This is a genomic window from Streptomyces sp. NBC_01341 (assembly GCF_035946055.1).
In the GTDB taxonomy this organism is placed as follows: domain Bacteria; phylum Actinomycetota; class Actinomycetes; order Streptomycetales; family Streptomycetaceae; genus Streptomyces.
The window spans coordinates 2263459-2284157 of sequence record NZ_CP108364.1; the positions used below are offsets into that span (position 1 = coordinate 2263459).

Sequence of the window (20699 nt, forward strand, 5' to 3'; positions counted from 1 at the left end):
CTGTTAGTCCTCCCCCAGGATCTGCGGCACCTTGAAACGCTGCTGCTCCTGGGCCGGGGCGCCGGAGAGCGCCTGCTCGGGGGTGAGCGAGGGACGGACCTCGTCCGCGCGCATGACGTTGGTCAGCGGCAGCGGGTGGGAGGTCGGCGGTACGTCTTGGTCGGCGACCTCGGAGACGCGGGCGACCGCGCCGATGATGTCGTCGAGCTGACCGGCGAAGTGCTCGAGCTCTTCGCCCTTCAGCTCCAGACGCGCCAGCCGGGCGAGGTGGGCGACCTCCTCGCGCGTGATGCCAGGCATGCAGCGATCCTCAGGGTTTGGTGTGTGGTTTTGGCCCAATCCTATGGGGTCGCCGGGCACGCCCGTGGCCGAGCCGATCGAGCCCGGGCGCCGATTGAGGACAAAACGGCCACCCTGCGGCGAGCCCTCTCCTCAGGCGGTCGCCGGGCCGGGGTTGAGCGCGCGCCCCGCGGACCTGGGTTCCAGCTCGGGCACCACCGTCGCCGCGGCCTCCAGCTCCGACGGCCGCCGCCATCCGTGCTCGCCCCGCGCCCTCAGCCAGGCCGTCGTCTCCTGCGGCGGCATCGCCGCAGCGACGAGCCACCCCTGCACGGCGTCGCAGTGCAGGTCCCTCAGCCGCTCCCAGGTCTCGTCGTCCTCCACGCCCTCGGCGACGACGATCAGCCCGAGCGAATGGGCGAGGTCGATGGTGCAGCGGACGATCTCGGCGTCCTCGTGGTCCACGGCCAGCCGCGCCACGAACGACCGGTCGATCTTGAGCTCGCTGACCGGCAGCTTCCGCAGGTGGACGAGGGACGAGTAGCCGGTGCCGAAGTCGTCCAGCGACATCTTCACTCCGTGCCCGGTCAGTGCGGCCAGGGTGTCGGCGGCCCGCTGCGGGTCCTCCAGCAGGACGTGTTCCGTGATCTCCAGCTGCAGGGACCCCGCCGGCACGCCGTGCCGGGCGAGCCGGGCGGCCACGCTGCCAGCGAAGCCGGGGGTGTGGACGTCACGGGGCGAGACGTTGACCGCCACGGGCACGAAGAGGCCCTGAGCGCGCCACCGGGCCACCTGGGCCAGCGCCGTCTCCAGGACGTATTCCGTGAGGTGCGGCATGAGCCCGGAGGACTCCGCGATCGCGATGAACTCGTCCGGGGGAACCCGGCCGCGCTCCGGGTGCACCCAGCGTACGAGCGCCTCGAGGCCGGCCACCTGGCCGTCGAAGCGGACCTTCGGCTGGTAGTGGAGTTCCACCTCCCGGGCGTCCAGGGCGCGGCGCAGGTCGCCCAGCAGGCCCAGCCGGTCCGGGGTGTTGCTGTCCCGCTTCGACTCGTAGACCTCGACGCCCGTACGGTCCCGCTTGGCCTGGTACATGGCGACGTCCGCCCGTCTCAGCAGGCCCTCGGCGTCGAGTGCGTGGTCGGGGTGGACGGCGACCCCGGCGCTCGCCTCGAGCACCAGGGTCAGTCCGTCGAGGTCCAGCGGCGAGGAGAGCGCGGCCACGAGGTGGCGTGCGATGCGCTGGGCGCTGGTGGTCGAGTCCGCCGTCGGCAGCAGTACGGCGAACTCGTCGCCGCCGAGCCGCGCGGCTTCCGCACCCCGCGGCAGGGCGAGCCGCAGCCGCTCCGCGATCTGGAGCAGGAGCCGGTCCCCCGCGAGGTGCCCGAGGGTGTCGTTGACCGCCCGGAAGCGGTCGAGGTCGATCAGGACGAGCGCGGACCTGGTGCAGGTGCTCCGGGCCTCCTCCAGCGCCGTCCACGTCCGCTCCAGCAGCCACTGCCGGTTGGGCAGACCCGTCAGCGGGTCACGGAGCTGCTCCTCCGCCCGCGCCCGGGCGATCCACAGCGTGGAGTCCAGGGCGATCAGCGGTACGGCGAAGAGCGGGAGCAGCACCGGCGTGGCCGAGGCCACCACGCAGATCAGGGGGGCGATGCCGATCAGGGCCACCGCGACGAGCCCCTGGCGCAGCAGTGCGGTGCGGGCGACCGTCGGCAGCCCGCCGGTGCGGGAGGCCCGGGCGTACCACAGGAGGGCGCGGGTGACGAGCAGGTACGTGCCCGCGGCGAGCAGCACCTCCGGTAAGGCGGCGATGCCCCAGTCGAGTGGCCGCCAGGGCGTCTCCACCGTGGGGGCCTCGCCGAACGCCGACAGGACGAGCGCCGCGGCCCCGACACCGAGTATGTCCACCGCGCCGTGCAGCAGCCCCTGCCACCAGCGATGGCGCCTGGCCGTGCCGACGAGGACCACGACGACAAGGCTGACCAGCCCGGCGGGCACCCATCCGTAGAGCAGGAGGACCGCAAGCGTGAGGGCGGCACCGGAACCGGTACCGCCCCACCACCGGTCGCGCCCGAGGGCGACCAGATGTCCCACGATGATCCCGGTGAGCAGGGCGAGCGACCAGCCCGCCGTGCCGTCGGGAAACAGGGCGCGCCCGTCCTGGACCGTCCGGTAGAACCCGGTGGCGAGCTGGAGCGCCGCGACCGCGACGACCACCGTGCCCGCTCGTGACGTGAGGCCCACGAAACCTTGCAGCCGCGACACCGCTGCGGCGCTCTCGGTCCGTTCCATTCCGTCCCTCTCACAGCCGGCGGTGCCGATGTCCCACGGTGGCCCCCGCTCCCATGCCACACGACCCGATTCCCGCCACGCGGCCGGGCACAGCAGGTGCTCGTTCAACAGTAGGCCGCCGGAGGCCCGCGCGGGCAGCGCTCTGCAGCTCTGGCCCGAATGCGGACCGGGGAGCCCGCACCGCCCGCTGTCCGCCGAACGGGTGGATCGGACGGGCCGGTCCCCGAACCGGTCGGGCGGACGGGCCGGTCCTTCCGGCCCGTTCCCTTGATTCCCCGCCCGGCACGGGCCACGCCTCACACGTGTATCGATCGCGCCTCGATCACGCTTCGGCCGGAACAGCGGCCTCCCTGGCCGCATCCGGCCCCTGGCCGAGGAGCACGGCGAAGCCGTCCTCGTCGAGGACGGGCACCTTGAGCTGCATCGCCCTGTCGTACTTCGACCCGGGGTTGTCGCCCACCACGACGAAGGAGGTCTTCTTCGACACGGAGCCGGTGACCTTGGCGCCCAGGCTCTGGAGCGCGTCCTTCGCCCCGTCCCGGGTGTGCGTCGCGAGCGTGCCGGTGACGACGACGGTGAGACCCTCCAGGGGCCGGGGGCCCTCGTCGGCGCCCGCTCCCTCGTCCTCCATCCGGACCCCGGCCTCACGCCACTTGCGCAGGATCTCGCGGTGCCAGTCCTCGGCGAACCACTGCTTGACCGATGCGGCGATGATGGGCCCGACCCCGTCGGCCGCGGCCAGCTCCTCCTCGGACGCCTCGTCGATCCGGTCGACGGAGCGGAACTGGCGGGCCAGTTCCACGGCGGCCACCGGGCCCACGTGGCGGATCGAGAGCCCGGTCAGGATCCGCGCGAGCGGTGCCTCCTTGGCGGCGGCGATGCCCTCCAGCATGCCGAGGGCGTTCTTCTTCGGCTCGCCCTGCTGGTTGGCGAAGACGGTGGCGATCTTCTCCTCGCCCGTCTTCGGGTCGCGCTTGGGCAGGCCGCTGTCCGCGTCCAGGACGTAGGCCCGGATCGGCAGCAGCTGTTCCACCGTCAGGCCGAAGAGGTCGCCCTCGTCCAGCAGCGGCGGATCGGCGGGCTCGAGCGGCCTGGTCAGGGCCGCCGCGGCGACGTAACCGAAGTGGTCGATGTCCAGGCACTTGCGGCCCGCCAGATAGGCCAGCCGCTCCCTCAACTGAGCGGGACATGAGCGGGCGTTGGGGCAGCGGAGGTCGATGTCGCCCTCCTTCATCGGGCGCAGTGCCGTGCCGCACTCGGGGCACTCGGACGGCATGACGAACTCCCGCTCGCTGCCGTCACGGAGGTCGACGACCGGGCCCAGGATCTCGGGGATGACGTCGCCTGCCTTGCGGAGCACCACCGTGTCTCCGATGAGGACGCCCTTGGCCTTCACGACGTTCTGGTTGTGGAGGGTGGCGAACTCCACCTCGGACCCCGCCACCTCAACGGGCTCCACCTGGGCGTAGGGCGTGACCCTGCCGGTGCGCCCCACGCCGACGCGGATGTTGACCAGCTTGGTGTTGACCTCCTGCGGGGCGTACTTCCAGGCGATGGCCCAGCGCGGCGCGCGGGAGGTGGAGCCGAGCCTGCCCTGGAGCGGGATCTCGTCGAGCTTGATGACGACGCCGTCGATCTCGTGCTCGACGGACTGGCGGTTCTCCCCGAAGTAGGTGATGAACTCCCTCGCCTCGTCCAGGGTTTCGACGACCTTGTTGTGCCGGGCGGTGGGCAGGCCCCACTCCCTCAGCAGGTCGTACGCCTGGGAGAGCCGGTCGATGTCGAAGCCCTCACGGGCGCCGATGCCGTGCACCACCATGTGCAGCGGGCGGGTGGCGGTGACCTTGGGGTCCTTCTGCCTGAGCGAGCCGGCCGCCGCGTTCCGCGGGTTGGCGAAGGGCTTGTCGCCGGCCTCGACGAGCCGGGCGTTGAGCCCTTCGAAGGCCTCCATGGGGAAGAAGACCTCGCCGCGGATCTCGACGAGTGCGGGGATCCGGTCGCCTTCGAGGCGGTGCGGGATCTCGGCGATCGTACGGACGTTGGGGGTGATGTCCTCGCCGGTGCGGCCGTCGCCGCGGGTCGCCGCGCGGGTCAGCCTGCCGTGCTCGTAGGTGAGGTTGACGGCGAGGCCGTCCACCTTGAGCTCGCACAGGAAGTGGTAGCCGCCCCTGCCGACGTCCTTGGCCACGCGCTCGGCCCAGGCCGCGAGCTCCGCGTCGTCGAAGGCGTTGTCCAGGGAGAGCAGGCGCTCCCGGTGCTCGACGGAGGTGAATTCCGTGGTGTAGGGGCCCGCGACCTTCTGGGTCGGCGAGTCCGGGGTGCGCAGCTCCGGGTGCTCGCCCTCGATGGCCTCCAGCGAGCGCATCAGCCGGTCGAACTCGGCGTCGCTGACGACCGGCTGGTCCTTCACGTAATACCGGAAGCGGTGGTCATCGATCTGCTCGGCGAGGAGTGCGTGCTGCTCCCGCACCCCCGCCGGCACACCGGTCAGCTGCTGTGCCTGCTCTTCGCCGGCCATCGTCCGTTCCTCCCGTTGACCCGTTGCCCCGTTACTCAGGGTTGTCTGCGAGCGACTTCGCGGCCCGGGCGCAGTGGGCGAGCGCGGCGCGCGCGTACGCGGGCGACGCCCCCGCGAGCCCGCAGGACGGAGTGATCACGACGGACTCGCTGAGAGTCCCCGGATTCAGCCCCAGCCTGCTCCACAACGTCCTGACCTCCTTGACGCTACCGCCAGGGTCCGACAATGCGGTCGAGGCGCCGTCGAGACCGGGAACCACGCCGAGGAAGAGCTGGGTACCGCCCTCGACGGCTTCCCCGATCACTTCCTCCTCACGCTCGGTGAGCAGCGCGAAGTCGAAGGAGACAGCCCCCGCTCCGGCCCTGCGCAGCAGCGCGAACGGCACCTCGGGGGCGCACGAGTGCACCACTGTGGGCGACGCGCCGTTGACGGCGAGCAGGTCACGCAGCGCTCCCTCGACGACCTGCCGGTCCACCGCACGGTAGGTGCGGTAGCCACTCGCGGACCTCACCCGCCCCTGCAGTACGGCGGTCAGGGAGGGCTCGTCGAGCTGGAGCACGACCTCGGCGCCGGGAATCCTGCGCCGCACCTCGGCAAGGTGGGAGCGCAGTCCCTCGGCGAGGGAGCCGGCCAGGTCACGGCAGGCCCCAGGGTCGCCGAGCATGGCCTCTCCGCCCCGCAGTTCGAGCCCCGCCGCCAGGGTCCAGGGGCCCACGGCCTGGACCTTGAGCAGCCCTTCGTACCCCTGGGTGAACTCCTCCAGGGCGTCGAGGTCCTCCCCCAGCCAGGACCGGGCGCGCCGGGTGTCGCGGCCGGGCCGGTCGCTGACGCGCCAGCCGCTCGGCTCGACGTGGCCGTACATCTCGACGAGCATGCCGATGGTCCGGCCGGTCATGTCGGCCCCGGGGCCCCTTGCGGGCAGCTCCGCGAGGTGGGGCATGCCCCGGCCGTCGGCGAAGGACCCGGTGACGGTCCTGGCCGTCTCCCGGGCGTCTCCCCCCGGCATGGACCCGATCCCGGTGGCTGCACTCGCGCTGAACCCGCTCTTCTCGCTCACACGGAGAGCCTACGGGCCCGGGGGACCCGCCCTCAGCGGCCGGGGCGGACCGTCAGGTCGTTGACCTCGGCGTCCCTGGGCAGGTCGAGTGCCATCACGATCGTGGTGGCCACCGACTCGGGGTCGATCCAGCGCGAGGCGTCGTACTCCTTGCCCTCCTGCTGGTGGACCTTGACCTGCATGGGGCTCGCCGTGCGGCCCGGGTAGACGGTGGTGACGCGGACCCCGGAGCCGTGCTCCTCGTGGCGCAGCGAGTCGGCGAGCGCCTTGAGGCCGTGCTTGCTGGCCGCGTACGCGGCCCACTCGGCGTGCGCGGCGAGCCCGGCGCCGGAGTTCACGAAGACGACGTGGCCCTGGGCGACCCGCACCTGCGGCAGCAGGAGGCGGGTCAGTTCGGCGGGGGCGATCAGATTGGCGTTGAGCTGGAAGTGCCAGGCCTTGGGGGTGAGTTCGCCGATCCGCCCGAGCTCGACGACACCCGCGACGTGGAGCAGCGAGTCGAGGCGGTCGGGCATCGTCTGCTGGCCGAACGCCCAGGAGAGCCGGTCGGGGTTGTCGAGGTCGCCGACGAGCGTGCGGGCGCCGGGATGGAGCGCCGCCAGTTCCTTGGCGCGGCCGGCGTTCCGGGCGAGCAGCACGAGGTCGTCGCCGCGTTCCCGGAGACGGCGGGCGACGGCCTCGCCGATACCGGAGCCGGCGCCGGTGATGAGATGAGTAGGCATGCCCTCATGCTCGCATCACGCCGGGCGCCCTGTTCACGGTGTCCCGGACCTCACCGCAGGCCGCCCGACTCCTCCAGGTAGGCGAGGGCGCCGACGGCGTCCTTCGCGAAGAACACCAGGTCGGTGAGGGGAAGCGGCAGGAAGCCCTCGTCGTCCATGCGCTGGAACTGCTGGCGCAGACCGTCGTAGAACCCTGCGGTGTTCAGCAGGACGACGGGCTTGGCGTGCTTGCCGTGCTTCTTCAGCTCGAGGATCTCCGTCGCCTCGTCGAGCGTGCCGGTCCCCCCGACCATGATCACGACGGCGTCCGCCTTCTCCAGGAGCAGCGCCTTGCGCTCGGCCAGGTCCTTGGCGATCACCATCTCGTCGGCGTTCGTCCGTGCCTTCGCCGCGAGGAAGTCCACCGACACCCCGACGAGCCGGCCGCCCGCCTCCTGCACCCCGTCGGCCACGACCTTCATCAGCCCGCTCTCCGACCCGCCCCAGACCAGGGTGTGCCCGCCCCGGCCCAGCAACTCGGCGAACTCACGGGCGGGCCCCGTGTAGCGGTCGTCGAGGTCGGCGGCGGAGAGGAAGACACAGATGTTCATGGGGCCACCGTACGGCCGGTCCCGGACGCGGGAAGAAACCGGCGTCCGGGATGGCTGAAGGACGTATGACTTCCCTCACAGGACACACCATCACCGTGGAACCCGCAGACGTGCATGTGCGCGCGGTGCACGACGGCCAGGTGCTCGCCGAGAGCCGTCGGCCGCTGGTGCTGCGCGAGACGGGCTGTCCGGTCCGCTACTACCTGCCGCCCGAGGACGTCCGTACCGAGCTCCTGACGCCGTCCGCGACCAGCACGCACTGCCCCTTCAAGGGGGACGCGTCCTACTGGTCACTGCCCGGTGCGGTGGACCTCGTGTGGGCCTACCCGGACCCCAACGACCAAGTCGCCGCGATCAGGGACCACTTCTGCTTCTACGCCACCGAGATCGTGACCGGCTGACCGTCAGAAACATTTCCCCGCGGCGGCGATGAGTTCCGCCGGGCCCGGGAGTCCACCCTCACATGGACAAGACTCTCTCCCGCGACGGCACGTCGATCGCGTATCGCCGCCGCGGCGACGGGCCGCCGGTGATCCTGGTCGGCGGGGCTCTGAGCACCGCGGCCGACGAGGCGCCGCTGGCCGCTCTGCTGGCCCCGCGCTTCACGGTCGTCACGTACGACCGCCGGGGACGCGGGGCCAGTGGCGACGGCGGGCCGTACTCGGTCCGCCGTGAGATCGAAGACCTGGCGGCGGTGGCGTCACGGGTGGGCGGGCGCGTCTCGCTGTTCGGCATGCTGTCCGGCGGAGCGCTCGCCCTGGAGGCACACGCCGCCGGGCTGCCCGTGGACCTGCTCGCGGTCTACGAGCCGCCGTACACGCCCGGCCCCGCCGGCCCGGCGCACACGTCCCGCTGCACGGCGCCGATGCACCGCCTGCTCGCGGCGGGCGACCGGGCGGGAGCCGTGGCACTCCACCTGTCGCGCGCGGGTGTCCCGGAGGCGACGATCGCGCGGATACGCCGGTCGCCCCTGTGGCACGGCCTCGAAGCGGTGGCCCACACTCTCGCCTACGACGACGCGTTGCTGGGCGACGGGACGGTGCCCACCGGGAGGTTCGCCTCCCTCACTGCGCGCACCCTCGTCGTGACGGGCGGTTTCAGCCCGCCGCAGACGCACGAGACGACGCTCGCCCTGGCGGCCGCAGTCCCTCGCGCCAGGCATCGCACCCTGACGGGTCAGACCCGTGAACTGGCACCGCACGTGATCGCTCCGGTCCTGGCTGACTTCTTCACCCGGGACTCGTTCCTGCGCACGGCCTCCTAGCGGAGACGCGGGTGCGGCGCCCGTGGCCACCGGGAGCAGGCGTCCGCGCGCCCGGGCAGGGCCCTCCCGCGAGGACACGCGGCGGCACAGGGGGGCGGCACTTCCGCGCGGGGATCCCCGCGCGGGGCCTCCGGCACGGCCGGGTCGTCGCAGGGGAGCGACCCGGCCGGCCCGGACGTCGTCAGCCGGCGGCGGTCGCCTTCTCGCGCCTGACGGTCGTGGCGATCGTGGCCGAGCCGACGACCCGCGTCCCGTCGTACAGCACGACCGCCTGGCCGGGTGCCACGCCCCGCACCGGCTCGGTGAAGGTGACGTGCAGCGTGCCGTCGGTCAGCTCGGCCGTCACCTCGGTCTCGCCGCCGTGGGCGCGGAGCTGAGCCGTGTACGTGCCCGGCCCTGACGGGGCCGTGCCGCACCAGCGGGGCTTGATGGCGGTGAGGGCCGTGACGTCCAGGGCCTCCGCCGGGCCCACCGTCACCGTGTTGTTCACCGGGGAGATGTCCAGGACGTAGCGGGGCTTGCCGTCCGGGGCGGGGTGGCCGATGCGCAGGCCCTTGCGCTGGCCGATGGTGAATCCGAACGCACCTTCGTGGGTGCCGACCTTCGTGCCCGACTCGTCGAGGATGGCGCCCTCCGCGGGGCCGCCGAGGCGGCTCGCCAGGAAGCCCTGGGTGTCGCCGTCGGCGATGAAGCAGATGTCGTGGCTGTCGGGCTTCTTGGCGACCGCCAGGCCCCGGCGTTCGGCCTCGGCCCGGATCTCGTCCTTGGTGGTGAGAGTGTCGCCCAGCGGGAACATCGCGTGGGCGAGCTGCTTCTCGTCCAGGACACCGAGGACGTAACTCTGGTCCTTGGCCATGTCGGAGGCCCGGTGCATCTCCCGGGTGCCGTCGTCCTTCAGGACGACCGTGGCGTAGTGGCCGGTGCACACGGCGTCGAAGCCGAGCGCCAGGGCCTTGTCGAGCAGTGCGGCGAACTTGATCTTCTCGTTGCAGCGCAGACAGGGGTTGGGTGTGCGCCCCGCCTCGTACTCGGCCACGAAGTCGTCGACGACGTCCTCGCGGAAGCGTTCCGCCAGGTCCCAGATGTAGAACGGGATCCCGATGACGTCCGCGGCGCGGCGTGCGTCACGGGAGTCCTCGATGGTGCAACAGCCTCGCGCGCCCGTGCGGAAGGACTGCGGGTTCGCGGAGAGGGCGAGATGCACCCCGGTCACGTCGTGGCCCGCCTCGGCGGCACGGGCTGCGGCGACGGCGGAGTCGACTCCGCCGGACATGGCGGCGAGCACGCGGAGGGGGCGCTGGGAGGTCTGAGTCATAGCACGTCCAGAGTACGGGGCCCCGGGAACCGAATGCTCGCGGATATGCGTTGAGGAGCACATGGAGAACAACGGGAGTGCCGGATCATCAGGGAAAGGCCCTGGTCACGGCATCAGTCGGCGGACGCTGCTCATCGGCGGCGGGGTCGCGGCAGCGGGCACGGCCGCTCTGGCCGTGGACGAGATCAGACGCGTCTGGTGGCGGGTGCCGGGCGTGGCGAAGCCGCGCGAGGCGGGCGAGCTGGACTACGCCCCGGCGCAGTGGATCGCCGCGTCCGAGGCGAACTGGCGACGGGCCGACCGGCCGGACGACTACAGCGTGGACCGGGTGATCATCCATGTCACCCAGGGCAGCTTCGCCAGTGCGGTCAAGGTATTCCAGGACCCGGCCCACCGGGCGGCGACGCACTACATCGTCGGGCAGGACGGCCGGGTCACGCAGATGATCCGCGAGCTGGACGTGGCGTTCCACGCGGGTAACCGCTCCTTCAACGAGCGCAGCGTCGGCATCGAGCACGAGGGGTTCGTGGACCGGCCGCAGGACTTCACGACGGCGATGTACAAGTCGTCGGCGCGTCTGACGGCCGCGATATGCAGGCGGTACGACATCCCCGTCGACCGCGAGCACATCATCGGCCACGTGGAGGTGCCGGGTACGGACCACACCGACCCCGGCCCGCACTGGGACTGGAACCGCTACATGAAGCTGGTGCGTGCCGCGTCGACAGCGGGGCCGTCGACGGCGGGGCCCTCGACGGCGGCGGGCTGAAACCACCGGCCCGGCGTCCGGCCGAACCCCGGCTCCCCGGCCGGCTCGCGTCACCCCTGCCCCCGTCGCCCCGGTTTTCCTAGCTGAGCCCCGCCGTCCTGGCCCGGTCGACCGCGGGGCCGATCGCCCGTGCGAGTTCCTCGACGTCCCGGGCGGTGGAGGTGTGTCCCAGCGAGAAGCGCAGGGTGCCGCGCGCCAGGCCGGGGTCGGTTCCGGTGGCCAGCAGCACATGGCTGGGCTGGGCGATACCCGCCGTGCACGCGGAACCGGTGGAGCACTCGATCCCCTGGGCGTCGAGCAGCAGCAGCAGCGAATCGCCCTCGCAGCCGGGAAAGGTGAAGTGGGCGTTGGCGGGCAGCCGCCCGCCCGGGGCCGGGTCGCCTCCGAGGAGGGCGTCGGGCACGGCCTTCAGTACCGCCGCGACCAGTTCGTCACGGAGCCCCCCGACCTCACGGACGAACGCGTCGCGCCCGTCGACGGCATGCCGTCCGGCGACGGCGAACGCCGCCACGGCGGCCACGTCGAGCGTTCCGGAACGCACATGGCGCTCCTGCCCGCCCCCGTGCAGTACCGGCACCGGTGTCTGGTCGCGGCCCAGCAGCAGCGCGCCTGTGCCGACCGGACCGCCGATCTTGTGCGCGCTGACGGTCATCGCGGCCAGCCCGGATCGGGCGAAGTCGACCTCCAGCTGCCCGAACGCCTGCACCGCGTCGGCATGCATCGGGACACCGAACTCCTGTGCCACTTCGGTGAGTTCATGTATCGGCATGACGGTGCCGATCTCGTTGTTCGCCCACATCACCGTGATCATGGCCACGTCGTCCGGATTGCGGGCGAGGGCCTCGCGCAGCACGTCGGGGTGCACCCGGCCGTAGGCGTCGACCGGCAGGTAGTCGACAAGGGCGCCTTCGTGCTCGGCCAGCCAGTCCACGGCGTCGAGGACGGCGTGGTGCTCCACGGGGCTGGCGAGGATCCGGGTGCGCCGGGGATCGGCGTCGCGGCGGGCCCAGTAGAGACCCTTCACGGCGAGGTTGTCGGCCTCGGTGCCCCCCGAGGTGAGGACCACCTCGCTCGGGCGGGCGCCGAGGGCATCGGCAAGGGTCTCTCTGGACTCCTCGACGGTACGGCGGGCCCGGCGCCCGGCGGCGTGCAGTGAGGACGCGTTGCCGGTGACGGCGAGCTGCGCGGTCATCGCCGCGATCGCCTCAGGAAGCATCGGTGTGGTCGCGGCGTGGTCGAGGTAAGCCATGGTGGAACTGATTCTACGAGCCCGTGCTGGGGCGCGTGCCGGGCGCATCGCGTACCGGCGGGCGCGGGCACCCCGGACGCCGTCCCCACCGGCTCCGGGCCCGGCCCGGCAAGCCACTCCGGCGTCACCGCGGAAGAGCCACGCCCCGCGAACCACCGGGACGGCCACTCGATGAGCCGAAGCAGCACCGGGCGCCCCGTCCGGGTCGACGGATCAGCCCGCCAGGCTCCAGGAGACGGTGCCGTTGGCGGTCACGAGCACCGCGAGGACGATCAGATCCGCGACGCCCAGGCCCAGCCCCAGCAGGGCGCGCCCACGCCGGGTGGTGGAGCGGGCGAGGGCGATGAGCGCCATGGCGATGGCGACGGGCCCGAGCAGGATGTTCATCACGAGCAGGCCGAGCAGCCCGAGCACGAACGACGCGACGGCCAGCCCGTCGGCCTCCCGGGACGGCTTGCGGGTACGGCCGGCGGGGCCTGCGCCGGTTCCGTCGGAGGCCGCCTCGCCGGAGGAGGTCTCGCTGTGAGCGGTTCCGGGCGACGTGGCCTCTTCGTCGGGCCGGTTCCCGTGGAGCCGGGTACCGGTGGAACGGCCGGTGTGCGAGGTCGTGAGCGTCATGGTCCGAGCTCCTTCGTCAGCGGGTGCGGCGGGCGAGGCGTTCACGGACACCGAAGGCCGCCAGCCAGAGACCGATCACGGCCGCGGCGGCCAGGGTCAGCGGAAGCGGAAGATGGGCGACCGCTCCGAGGACGACCCCCAGCAGGAGCAGGGCTGCGACGAGGACGAACATGCCGGTGCCTTTCTGCGAGCTTTGAGAGTACGACTGTTCACTGACTCTTGAGTCTAGACCCTTCGCCCCCTTCCCTGTCTCGGAGAACGGTTGTTTACTGAATGGCATGAGTCACACCGTCGGCATCCGTCAGGCCCAGAAGCTGAGGACACGTCAGGCCCTCCTCGACGCGGCGCTCGAACTGCTGGAGCACCAGAGCCTGAGCAGCCTGGGACTGCGCGAGGTGACACGCGCCGTGGGCGTGGCCCCGACCGCCTTCTACCGGCACTTCGACGGCACGGCGGCCCTCGGCGTCGCACTGGTCGAGGAGACCCTGGACAGCCTGCACGGAATGATCGGCGCGATCCTGGCGGAGACGGGCGACACCGACGAACGCCTCGACCGGAGCGTCGAACTGATAGCGCGCCATGTGACGGATCAGCCCGCTCACTTCAGGTTCATCGCGCGGGAACAGCACGGCGGAGTGGGCCAGGTCCGGGAGGCCATCGCCACCCAACTGCGGCTGTTCGCGGAAGAGGTGGCCGGCGTCCTGGCCGAGGAGCCGGAGTCCGCCGGGTGGGAACGGGACGACCTGCTCATGCTGGGTGGTCTGTACGTCGACCACATGGTGCTCACGGCCTCGGCGCTGCTGGACGCGGGCCCCGACGGCCGGCAGGAGGTCGTCCGGGTGGCGCGTCGCCGGCTGCGCCTGGTCACGCTCGGCAGGGCCCACTGGCTCGACCCCCGCTGAGGACTGCCCCAGAGGCGGCGCATCCCGGCCGGGCCGGGCGCGACCACAGGGGCGGCGCCGGTAACCGGGCCTTACGGCACGGCACGGCTGTCAGGCGCGCGGCGCGCGGGCGAGCTGGCGGGACTGGGCCACGAGGCGGCCGGCGCTGTCCCAGACGTCCGCGTCCTCCTCCAGGAAGCCGCCGGCGAGGTTGCGGGTGGTGATGGAGACGCGCAGCGGACCGGGGGCCGGGCGGCAGCGGATGTGTGTGGTGAGTTCGATGGTGGGCGTCCAGCCCTTCAGGCCCAGCTCGAACGAGGTCGGCGGCAGTGCGTCGACTGTCAGCAGCAGCGAGAGCGGGTCGGCGTCGCGGCCGTCCGCGAGACCGAACCAGCCCCGCATCTCCCCCTTGCCCGAGGGGGCTCCGACGGCCCAGCCGGTCGTCGCGGGATCGAGTTTGATGTCGAGCCGTTCGGTGATGGCCGAGCTCCCGGGAATGGGCGCGGGACCGTCTCCCGGGCCGAGGCAGTGCTCCATGGGCGGGATCACCGGCGGCTCCGCCGACGTACGGACCTCGTCGGTCAGGCCGCCCAGGTCGCCATAGGTGGCCAGCACCCGGATGCGCTCGACCTCGCTGCCGTCCTCCGCGAACTGGAAGAGCGACGCCCCGCCGGTGGAGAGGGTGCGCCCGGTGCGGACGACCTGGGTGCGGATCACGGCCGGACCGGGGACGGAAGCGGTCAGGTAGTGCGCGGAGACCGAGAAGGGGTCGGAGTGCGGGAGCGCCTCGCCGAGTGCGCGGCCGAGCAGCGCGAGCAGATAGCCGCCGTTGACCGCGCGGATGATCGTCCAGCCCGCGGAGAGTTCCGCGTCGAAGACACCGTCCTCCCGGAAGGTGACCGCGGTGTCGCGGTCGAACTCGCTGTCTCCGATGGTCGCCCGTACCGCGTGTACCGCGCGCGACTCCTGCGCTGCTGCCTGTGCCATGGCATGCACCGTACACCGATCGCATTACTGAGCGGTAGCTTTTTGTTGCGGTCAGATGACGGCCGAGTTGTCCTCCGCCGAGGCCGAGCGCCTGTTCCAGGCGCGCGGGGCCCTCCAGTGGAAGCGCATGGCCAGCAGCCGCAGCACGAAGGCCGTGATCACCGCGGTCCCGCTGGTGAAGGCGTTGAGCGTGTCGAAGCGGATGCAGAGCACCACGGTCACGGCCCCGACGATGGCGGGCACGGCATACAGGTCGCGGTCCCAGCGCAACAGCGAGGGGACCTCGTTGGCCAGGACGTCCCGCAGTACGCCGCCGCCGACCGCGGTGGCCAGTCCGAGAGCGGCCGACGAGGTGAGGCCCAGGCCGTAGTCGTACGCCTTGATCGTGCCGGACACGCAGAACAGACCCAGCCCTGCCGCGTCGAACACGTTGACACCCACCTGGATGCGTTCCACGTGCGGGTGCAGGAAGAACACGAGACCGGCGGCAAGCAGCGGCGTGAGGAAGTACCCCAGATCCGTGAAGGCCGCCGGGGGCAGCGCGCCGATCATCACGTCACGGAAAATCCCCCCGCCCAGCGCTGTCACCTCGGCGAGCACCGCGATGCCGAAGACATCGAAGTTCTTGCGGACGGCGAGCAGAGCACCCGAGATCGCGAAGACGAAGATTCCGACGATGTCGAGCGCGTGCTGGACGGAGGGGGTGAAGAGTTCGTTGAGCACCGGGCAATTGTGCCGGTCCTACTCCTTCGGCTTTTCCCCCGTACCCGTGGTCGGTGCGGCGGAGCCCTTTCCGGCGTCCTCGGAGGCGGCCTCAGCAGTCCCTTCCGACTCGGTCGTCTCGGTCGTCCCGGTCGTCCCGGTCGACTCCGGCGCTGCGACGACCTCGACGGCCTCAGCGGTCTCTGCCGGCGCGACCGGCTCAGCCGTCACCGCCGCCTTCTCCGCCTTCTCCGCCGCAGCAGCAGGCTTCCCGCCAACGGCGGGCTTGTCCTCTGTGACGGGCTCGGCCGCCTTCGCGGTGACGGGCTCGGCCTTCTCCGCGGCAACCGGCTCGGCCGCCTTCGCGGCAACGGGCTCGGCCTTCTCCGCGGCAACCGGCTCGGCCGCCTTCGCCGGCTTCACCGTGATGACGTCCGCGACGAGCGGCGCGTCCCCGGGGATCTGGTCCTCGCCGTTCTCCGGGTGGTGGCAGGCCACCTGGTGCCCGGTCTTGAGCTGCAGCAGCGGCGGCTCCGTGGTCTTGCAGGCCAGCGTCGCCTTCCAGCACCGGGTGTGGAAGCGGCAGCCGGTCGGCGGCGAGATCGGCGACGGCACATCGCCCTTGAGCAGGATGCGGTCGCTCTTCTCGCCGCGCCGCCGGGGGTCGGGCACCGGCACCGCGGACATCAGAGCCTTGGTGTACGGGTGCATCGGCGCCCCGTACAGCGAATCGCGGTCCGCGAGCTCGACGATCTTGCCGAGGTACATGACCGCGATCCGGTCCGACACGTGACGGATGACCGAGAGGTCGTGCGCGATGATCATGTAGGTGAGCCCGAGCTCGTCCTGGAGGTCGTCCAGCAGGTTCACGACCTGCGCCTGGATCGACACGTCCAGCGCGGAGACGGGCTCGTCCGCGACGACGAGCTTCGGGTTGAGCGCGAGCGCGCGGGCGATGCCGATGCGCTGGCGCTGACCGCCGGAGAACTCGTGCGGATAGCGGTTGTAGTGCTCGGGGTTGAGCCCGACCAGCTCCAGCAGCCGCTGGACCTCCCTCTTCACGCCACCCTCGGGCTTGACGCCCTGGAGCCTGAAGGGGGTGCCGACGATTCCGCCGACCGTGTGGCGCGGGTTCAGCGACCCATAGGGGTCCTGGAAGATCATCTGGATGTCGCGACGCATCGGCCGCAGCCGCCCCGCCGACATGTGGGTGATGTCGCGGCCCTGGAACTCGACCTTGCCATCGGTCGGTTCGAGCAGTCGGGTCACCAGGCGGCCCATGGTCGACTTGCCACAGCCCGACTCGCCGACCACGCCGAGGGTCTCCCCGGGGCGGACGTCGAAGGTCAGCCCGTCGACGGCCTTGACCGCGCCGACCTTGCGCTTCAGCACACCCTTGGTGATCGGGAAGTGCTTGGCCAGACCCTCGACCCTGAGGAGCGGCTCCGACCCGGCTCCTTCCGGCCCTGCCGCGGCGGACGCGGGGGCCTCCTTCTTCAGATCAGTCACAGCTTCGGCGCAATCTCTTCGGTCCAGATCTGTTCCCGCTGCTCACGCGACATGTGGCACGCGGAGTAGTGCCCGTCGCCGGCCGGCGTCAGCTCGGGACGCTCGGTGCGGGTGATGTTGTCCTTCGGAACGTCGGCGTACGGGCAGCGCGGGTGGAAGGCACAGCCGGACGGGACGTTGATGAGGCTGGGCGGCGACCCCTTGACCGGGATGAGCCGTTCGGTCTGCTCGCGGTCGATGCGCGGCATGGAGCCCAGCAGCCCCCAGGTGTAGGGGTGCTGGGGCCCGTAGAAGACGTTCTCGGCGCTTCCGCGCTCGATGCAGCGGCCCGCGTACATGACCAGGAGGTTGTCCGCGATCTCGGCGACGACGCCGAGGTCGTGGGTGATCATGACGACCGCGGAGCCGAACTCCTTCTGCAGGTCGCGGATCAGGTCGAGGATCTGCGCCTGGACGGTGACGTCCAGGGCCGTCGTCGGCTCGTCGGCGATCAGCAGCTGCGGGTTGTTGACCAGGGCCATCGCGATCATGGCGCGCTGGCGCATACCGCCGGAGAACTGGTGCGGGTAGTCCTCGTAACGGCGGTGCGGCTCGGGGATCCCGACCCGGTCCAGCATCTCCACCGCGCGCTTCTTGGCCGTCTTCTTGTCGACCTTGTTGTGGACGCGGTGGGCCTCCACGATCTGCGCGCCGATGCTGTAGTACGGGTGCAGCGCCGACAGCGGATCCTGGAAGATCATCGCCATCTTCTGGCCGCGCAGCTCGCGTACCCGCTCGGGACCGGCACCGATCAGCTCCTCGCCGTCGAGCCAGATCTCACCGCCGATCCGGGCGCGCTCCGAGGTGTGCAGTCCCATGATCCCCAGCGAGGTCACGGACTTGCCGGACCCGGATTCGCCGACGATGCCGAGGGTCTGACCGGCCTTCAGGTCGAAGCTCACGCCGTCGACGGACTTGACCAGGCCGTCGTCGGTGTCGAAGTGGATGCTGAGGTTGCGTACGGAGAGGAACTCCTTCGCGTCCGCCGAAGCGTCCCGGGGAGCGGGGACCGTCGCCGGCGCCGTCCCGGGCGCGGGGGTTTCCTTCTTGCTTACGTCGCTCATGAGAGCCTCACCCGGGGGTCGATCGCGGCGTACACGAGGTCCACCAGCAGGTTGCAGATGACGATGAAGAAGGCGGCGACCAGGGTCACGCCCATCACCTTGGGCAGGTCGGCGGTGGTCACGCCTTGGATGGCGAACGCGCCGAGGCCCTGGAATGAGAAGACTCTCTCGGTGATGACCGCGCCACCGAGCAGCAGCGCGAAGTCCATGCCGAAGATCGTGACGAGCGGGGTCAGTGCCGCCCGCAGGCCGTGCTTGACGACCACCTTGCGCTCCTGGAGACCCTTGGCCCGCGCGGTGCGGATGTAGTCCTCGCCCATCGTCTCCAGCATCCCGGCCCGCGTGAGCCGGGCGTACAGCGCGGAGTACAGCAGGGCGAGCGTGCACCAGGGAAGGACCAGGGCGCCCGCCCACTCGACGGGGTTCTGGGTGAACGGGACGTACTCGCCGTTGCCGAACACCGCCAGGACCACGAGGCCGGTGAAGAACATGGGCAGGGAGACACCGGCGAGTGCGACGCCCATGGAGAGGCGGTCGAAGAACGATCCCCGCTTCAGGGCGGAGACCACACCGGCGGCGACACCGGAGACGACCCAGATGACGGCCGCACCGACGGCCATGGACAGCGTGACCGGGATGCGGTCGATGAGCTGAGGCCAGATCTCGGTGTGGGTCTTGAAGGAGTAGCCGAAGCACGGGGCATGGCAGGTGACCGGGTCGGGACCGAACTGGTATTCGGCGCCGACGACGATGCCCTTGATGAAGTGCCAGTACTGCAGGTACAGGGGCTGGTCGAGCCCCAGGTTCTTCTTGACCGCGGCGATGACGTCGGGGTCAGGGCTCTTCCCGACGTACTGGGCGGCCATCGAGTCGAGGGTCTGCCCACCGAGGCGGGGGACCAGGAAGAAGATCGCGAACGTGACTGCGCTGACCACCAGCAGCAGCAACACCGCGGCGAATACGCGTCGGATGATGTACGCAGCCACAGCCGTGCGGCGCCGGGCGGGCGAGCGGGTTGACACCCGCCGGCCCGGCGCCTTCACCTGCCTTTCAAATGATGCTGTCGATGAACAGGTGTTACTTCTTGGTCGAGGTCATCAGCACGTAGTCGTACATGCCGAGGTACGCGTCCGTGACCGTGACGTTCGCCGCGGAGTCCGGGCGGTACAGCAGGTTCTTGCGGTAGACGAGCGGAACGACCGAGGCGTTCTCCATGACCTTCTGGTCGACCTCGCCCCAGGCGGCGTTGCGCGCCGTGGTGTCGACGGTGCCGATGCCCTTGACGAGGGCCTCGTTGACGGCCTTGTCGTTGAGCTCCATCAGGTTCGTGCCACCGGACGGCTTGATGGCCGTACCGTTCACGATCTGGTCGAGGAAGCCGAAGCCGGTCGGCCAGTCGGCGCCCCACTGCATCATCATCATGCCCGCGTTGTTCTTGTGCACCCAGGCCGGGACACCCGCGAAGTCGGTGAAGTACTTGTCCGAGGGGAACTGCTTGATCTCGGCGGTGATGCCGATCGCCTTCAGGCTGCCCTGGAGCTGGGTGGCCGCGGTGATCTCGTCAGGACGGTCGGAGCGCGCCGTGAGCGTGGTCTTGAAGCCCTTGGGCTGACCGCACTTGGTCAGCGCTTCCTTGGCCTTGGCCGCGTCGCCCTTGTGGCCCTCGGTCGGGTACAGGTCGAACTTCTTGTAGCCGGCGACGGTCGGGGGGATGACCGTGGTGGCCGGGTCGCCCTTGACCGAGCCGCCGATCGAGTCGATCAGGCTCTGCTTGTCGACCGCGTACTGGACGGCCTTGCGGCACTCGACGTTGTCGAACGGCTTCACGTTGACGTTCAGCGCCATGTACTGCAGCACGCCGGCGTACGGGTTGTCCGTCTTCGCCTTCTCGGCGGCCTTCACGAGGACCTTGGGCTGCGTCTTGGACTGCAGACCGGTGCCCGCGATGTCAGCGGTGGTGACGTCGTTGAGCAGGTGGTCGTCGACCGTGGTGGGGTTGACGTTGAGCTTGAGCTCGATCTTGTCCGGCAGGGCCTTGCGGATCGGGTCCGTCTTCGGGTCCCACTCCGGGTTGCGGACGAGCGTCGCGCCCTTGCTCTCGTCGTACGCCGAGAACTTGTACGGACCCGAGGAGACGATCTTCTGGACGTAGCTGGCGCCCTTGTCGGCCTTCTGCGGGACCGGGGCGGTCTGCGAGAAGGCGGCGAGGTAGTCCATGTCCGCGAACGGCTTGTTCAGCTTGAAGACGATCGTGTAGTCGTCCGGGGTCTCGATGGACTTGAGGCCCTCGGGCGACTTGTCCTTGTACGGACCCTTGTACTTGTCGCCGCCGTCGAGGTACGCCTTGAAGTAGGTCGGACCGTTGGACAGGGCCTCCGGCGCGAAGTTCGAGCGCTCGACGGCGTACTTGACGTCCTTCGAGGTGATCTCCGTGCCGTCCTCGAACTTCACGCCCTTGCGGATCGTGTAGGTCCAGGACTTGGCGTCCGCGCTGGCCTTGCCGAGACCGGTGGCGAGGTCCGGGACGATCTCCAGGCTCTCCTTGCCGGCGGCCGGCTTGAAGGTGACCAGGGAACGGCCGTACAGGCGGGAGAAGTTCTGCACCCAGCCGTAGTACGTGTTGCCCGGGTCCAGGGAGTCGGGACCGCTCGAGTGCTCGAAGGTGACCGTCCCCCCCTTCTTGTCGGTCTTGTTGACGATCGACGTCAGGGCGGCATCGGCCTTGCCCCCGCCGCTGCCCCCCGCTCCGTCTGTGTCCGTGTCACTGCCGCTGCAGGCAGACGCGCCGAGCGCGACCGCCACGGCAACGGCGATGGCCGAAGCTGTCTTTCTGTTTCTCATGCT

The 20699-nt window shown here is 70.8% G+C and carries 20 protein-coding genes; 4 read left to right on the forward strand and 16 right to left on the reverse strand.

All coding sequences use genetic code 11. The features are described from left to right. Window positions 1-3 precede the first annotated feature (3 nt). The 6 genes from gatC to OG206_RS09620 all read right to left on the reverse strand — a co-directional run bounded on the left by gatC (window position 4) and on the right by OG206_RS09620 (window position 7458). On the reverse strand, window positions 4-300 hold the full coding sequence (gene gatC / locus OG206_RS09595; protein WP_014153935.1) for an Asp-tRNA(Asn)/Glu-tRNA(Gln) amidotransferase subunit GatC: 297 nt from the start codon (window positions 298-300) through the stop codon (window positions 4-6). Window positions 301-432: 132 nt separating this feature from the next. Next, window positions 433-2571, reverse strand: a complete 2139-nt coding sequence (locus OG206_RS09600; protein WP_327114278.1) for a putative bifunctional diguanylate cyclase/phosphodiesterase — start codon at window positions 2569-2571, stop codon at window positions 433-435. Window positions 2572-2893: 322 nt separating this feature from the next. Continuing rightward, entirely contained in the window at window positions 2894-5089 is a 2196-nt protein-coding gene (gene ligA / locus OG206_RS09605; RefSeq protein WP_327114280.1) for an NAD-dependent DNA ligase LigA, read from the reverse strand. A 31-nt stretch (window positions 5090-5120) separates the two neighbouring features. Beyond that, entirely contained in the window at window positions 5121-6146 is a 1026-nt protein-coding gene (locus OG206_RS09610; RefSeq protein ID WP_327114282.1) for a methionine synthase, read from the reverse strand. Window positions 6147-6178: 32 nt separating this feature from the next. Next, window positions 6179-6868, reverse strand: a complete 690-nt coding sequence (locus OG206_RS09615; RefSeq protein WP_327114284.1) for an SDR family oxidoreductase — start codon at window positions 6866-6868, stop codon at window positions 6179-6181. Window positions 6869-6918: 50 nt separating this feature from the next. Further along, window positions 6919-7458: a TIGR00730 family Rossman fold protein gene (locus OG206_RS09620; protein WP_327114286.1), complete on the reverse strand. Its 540-nt coding sequence runs from the start codon at window positions 7456-7458 to the stop codon at window positions 6919-6921. Window positions 7459-7523: 65 nt separating this feature from the next. Between OG206_RS09620 and OG206_RS09625 the strand changes: the two genes are divergently transcribed. Beyond that, window positions 7524-7859 (forward strand): DUF427 domain-containing protein, encoded by a 336-nt coding sequence (locus OG206_RS09625; protein ID WP_327114288.1) that lies wholly within the window; start codon window positions 7524-7526, stop codon window positions 7857-7859. A gap of 62 nt (window positions 7860-7921) precedes the next feature. Continuing rightward, a complete protein-coding gene (locus OG206_RS09630; RefSeq protein ID WP_327114290.1) occupies window positions 7922-8722 on the forward strand; it encodes an alpha/beta fold hydrolase in 801 nt (266 codons plus the stop codon). A gap of 181 nt (window positions 8723-8903) precedes the next feature. Here OG206_RS09630 and mnmA read toward each other — a convergent pair whose 3' ends face one another. Further along, window positions 8904-10037: a tRNA 2-thiouridine(34) synthase MnmA gene (gene mnmA, locus OG206_RS09635; protein ID WP_327114292.1), complete on the reverse strand. Its 1134-nt coding sequence runs from the start codon at window positions 10035-10037 to the stop codon at window positions 8904-8906. Between the two features lie 61 nt (window positions 10038-10098). On the opposite strand from mnmA, the gene OG206_RS09640 reads away from it, so the two are divergent. Beyond that, on the forward strand, window positions 10099-10806 hold the full coding sequence (locus OG206_RS09640) for an N-acetylmuramoyl-L-alanine amidase (protein ID WP_327114295.1): 708 nt from the start codon (window positions 10099-10101) through the stop codon (window positions 10804-10806). Between the two features lie 79 nt (window positions 10807-10885). On the opposite strand, the gene OG206_RS09645 is transcribed toward OG206_RS09640, so the two are convergent. From OG206_RS09645 to OG206_RS09655, 3 genes are all read right to left on the reverse strand, one after another. Continuing rightward, on the reverse strand, window positions 10886-12055 hold the full coding sequence (locus OG206_RS09645) for a cysteine desulfurase family protein (RefSeq protein ID WP_327114297.1): 1170 nt from the start codon (window positions 12053-12055) through the stop codon (window positions 10886-10888). A 213-nt stretch (window positions 12056-12268) separates the two neighbouring features. Next, complete coding sequence (locus tag OG206_RS09650) at window positions 12269-12673, reverse strand: DUF4190 domain-containing protein (RefSeq protein WP_327114299.1); 405 nt, start codon at window positions 12671-12673, stop codon at window positions 12269-12271. A gap of 16 nt (window positions 12674-12689) precedes the next feature. Continuing rightward, window positions 12690-12845 (reverse strand): hypothetical protein, encoded by a 156-nt coding sequence (locus OG206_RS09655; protein WP_327114301.1) that lies wholly within the window; start codon window positions 12843-12845, stop codon window positions 12690-12692. 106 nt (window positions 12846-12951) lie between these two features. Here OG206_RS09655 and OG206_RS09660 point away from each other — a divergent pair, with 106 nt between their 5' ends. Continuing rightward, complete coding sequence (locus tag OG206_RS09660) at window positions 12952-13575, forward strand: TetR family transcriptional regulator (protein ID WP_327114303.1); 624 nt, start codon at window positions 12952-12954, stop codon at window positions 13573-13575. Between the two features lie 90 nt (window positions 13576-13665). Here OG206_RS09660 and OG206_RS09665 read toward each other — a convergent pair whose 3' ends face one another. The 6 genes from OG206_RS09665 to OG206_RS09690 all read right to left on the reverse strand — a co-directional run bounded on the left by OG206_RS09665 (window position 13666) and on the right by OG206_RS09690 (window position 20696). Further along, the gene (locus tag OG206_RS09665) at window positions 13666-14541 is read right to left on the reverse strand and encodes a thioesterase family protein (protein WP_327114305.1); all 876 of its coding nucleotides are present in this window, start codon (window positions 14539-14541) and stop codon (window positions 13666-13668) included. A gap of 51 nt (window positions 14542-14592) precedes the next feature. After that, window positions 14593-15264 (reverse strand): trimeric intracellular cation channel family protein, encoded by a 672-nt coding sequence (locus OG206_RS09670; protein WP_327114307.1) that lies wholly within the window; start codon window positions 15262-15264, stop codon window positions 14593-14595. An 18-nt stretch (window positions 15265-15282) separates the two neighbouring features. Continuing rightward, entirely contained in the window at window positions 15283-16752 is a 1470-nt protein-coding gene (locus OG206_RS09675) for an ABC transporter ATP-binding protein (RefSeq protein ID WP_327114309.1), read from the reverse strand. Beyond that, complete coding sequence (locus OG206_RS09680; RefSeq protein ID WP_327114311.1) at window positions 16749-17855, reverse strand: ABC transporter ATP-binding protein; 1107 nt, start codon at window positions 17853-17855, stop codon at window positions 16749-16751. Before OG206_RS09680 ends, OG206_RS09675 begins: the two co-directional genes overlap by 4 nt. Next, the gene (locus OG206_RS09685) at window positions 17852-18841 is read right to left on the reverse strand and encodes an ABC transporter permease (RefSeq protein ID WP_327114313.1); all 990 of its coding nucleotides are present in this window, start codon (window positions 18839-18841) and stop codon (window positions 17852-17854) included. The genes OG206_RS09680 and OG206_RS09685 overlap by 4 nt, the downstream gene beginning before the upstream one ends. A gap of 91 nt (window positions 18842-18932) precedes the next feature. Beyond that, complete coding sequence (locus OG206_RS09690; protein ID WP_327114315.1) at window positions 18933-20696, reverse strand: ABC transporter substrate-binding protein; 1764 nt, start codon at window positions 20694-20696, stop codon at window positions 18933-18935. Window positions 20697-20699: the final 3 nt, after the last annotated feature.

Excerpts from the sequence above, each read along its gene's own strand:
- gatC (WP_014153935.1), bottom strand. The coding sequence starts at position 300 with ATGCCTGGCATCACGCGCGAGGAGGTCGCCCACCTCGCCCGGCTGGCG.
- OG206_RS09600 (WP_327114278.1), bottom strand. The coding sequence starts at position 2,571 with ATGGAACGGACCGAGAGCGCCGCAGCGGTGTCGCGGCTGCAAGGTTTC.
- ligA (WP_327114280.1), bottom strand. The coding sequence starts at position 5,089 with ATGGCCGGCGAAGAGCAGGCACAGCAGCTGACCGGTGTGCCGGCGGGG.
- OG206_RS09615 (WP_327114284.1), bottom strand. The coding sequence starts at position 6,868 with ATGCCTACTCATCTCATCACCGGCGCCGGCTCCGGTATCGGCGAGGCC.
- OG206_RS09620 (WP_327114286.1), bottom strand. The coding sequence starts at position 7,458 with ATGAACATCTGTGTCTTCCTCTCCGCCGCCGACCTCGACGACCGCTAC.
- OG206_RS09625 (WP_327114288.1), top strand. The coding sequence starts at position 7,524 with ATGACTTCCCTCACAGGACACACCATCACCGTGGAACCCGCAGACGTG.
- OG206_RS09630 (WP_327114290.1), top strand. The coding sequence starts at position 7,922 with ATGGACAAGACTCTCTCCCGCGACGGCACGTCGATCGCGTATCGCCGC.
- mnmA (WP_327114292.1), bottom strand. The coding sequence starts at position 10,037 with ATGACTCAGACCTCCCAGCGCCCCCTCCGCGTGCTCGCCGCCATGTCC.
- OG206_RS09640 (WP_327114295.1), top strand. The coding sequence starts at position 10,099 with ATGGAGAACAACGGGAGTGCCGGATCATCAGGGAAAGGCCCTGGTCAC.
- OG206_RS09645 (WP_327114297.1), bottom strand. The coding sequence starts at position 12,055 with ATGGCTTACCTCGACCACGCCGCGACCACACCGATGCTTCCTGAGGCG.
- OG206_RS09650 (WP_327114299.1), bottom strand. The coding sequence starts at position 12,673 with ATGACGCTCACGACCTCGCACACCGGCCGTTCCACCGGTACCCGGCTC.
- OG206_RS09655 (WP_327114301.1), bottom strand. The coding sequence starts at position 12,845 with ATGTTCGTCCTCGTCGCAGCCCTGCTCCTGCTGGGGGTCGTCCTCGGA.
- OG206_RS09660 (WP_327114303.1), top strand. The coding sequence starts at position 12,952 with ATGAGTCACACCGTCGGCATCCGTCAGGCCCAGAAGCTGAGGACACGT.
- OG206_RS09665 (WP_327114305.1), bottom strand. The coding sequence starts at position 14,541 with ATGGCACAGGCAGCAGCGCAGGAGTCGCGCGCGGTACACGCGGTACGG.
- OG206_RS09680 (WP_327114311.1), bottom strand. The coding sequence starts at position 17,855 with ATGAGCGACGTAAGCAAGAAGGAAACCCCCGCGCCCGGGACGGCGCCG.
- OG206_RS09690 (WP_327114315.1), bottom strand. The coding sequence starts at position 20,696 with ATGAGAAACAGAAAGACAGCTTCGGCCATCGCCGTTGCCGTGGCGGTC.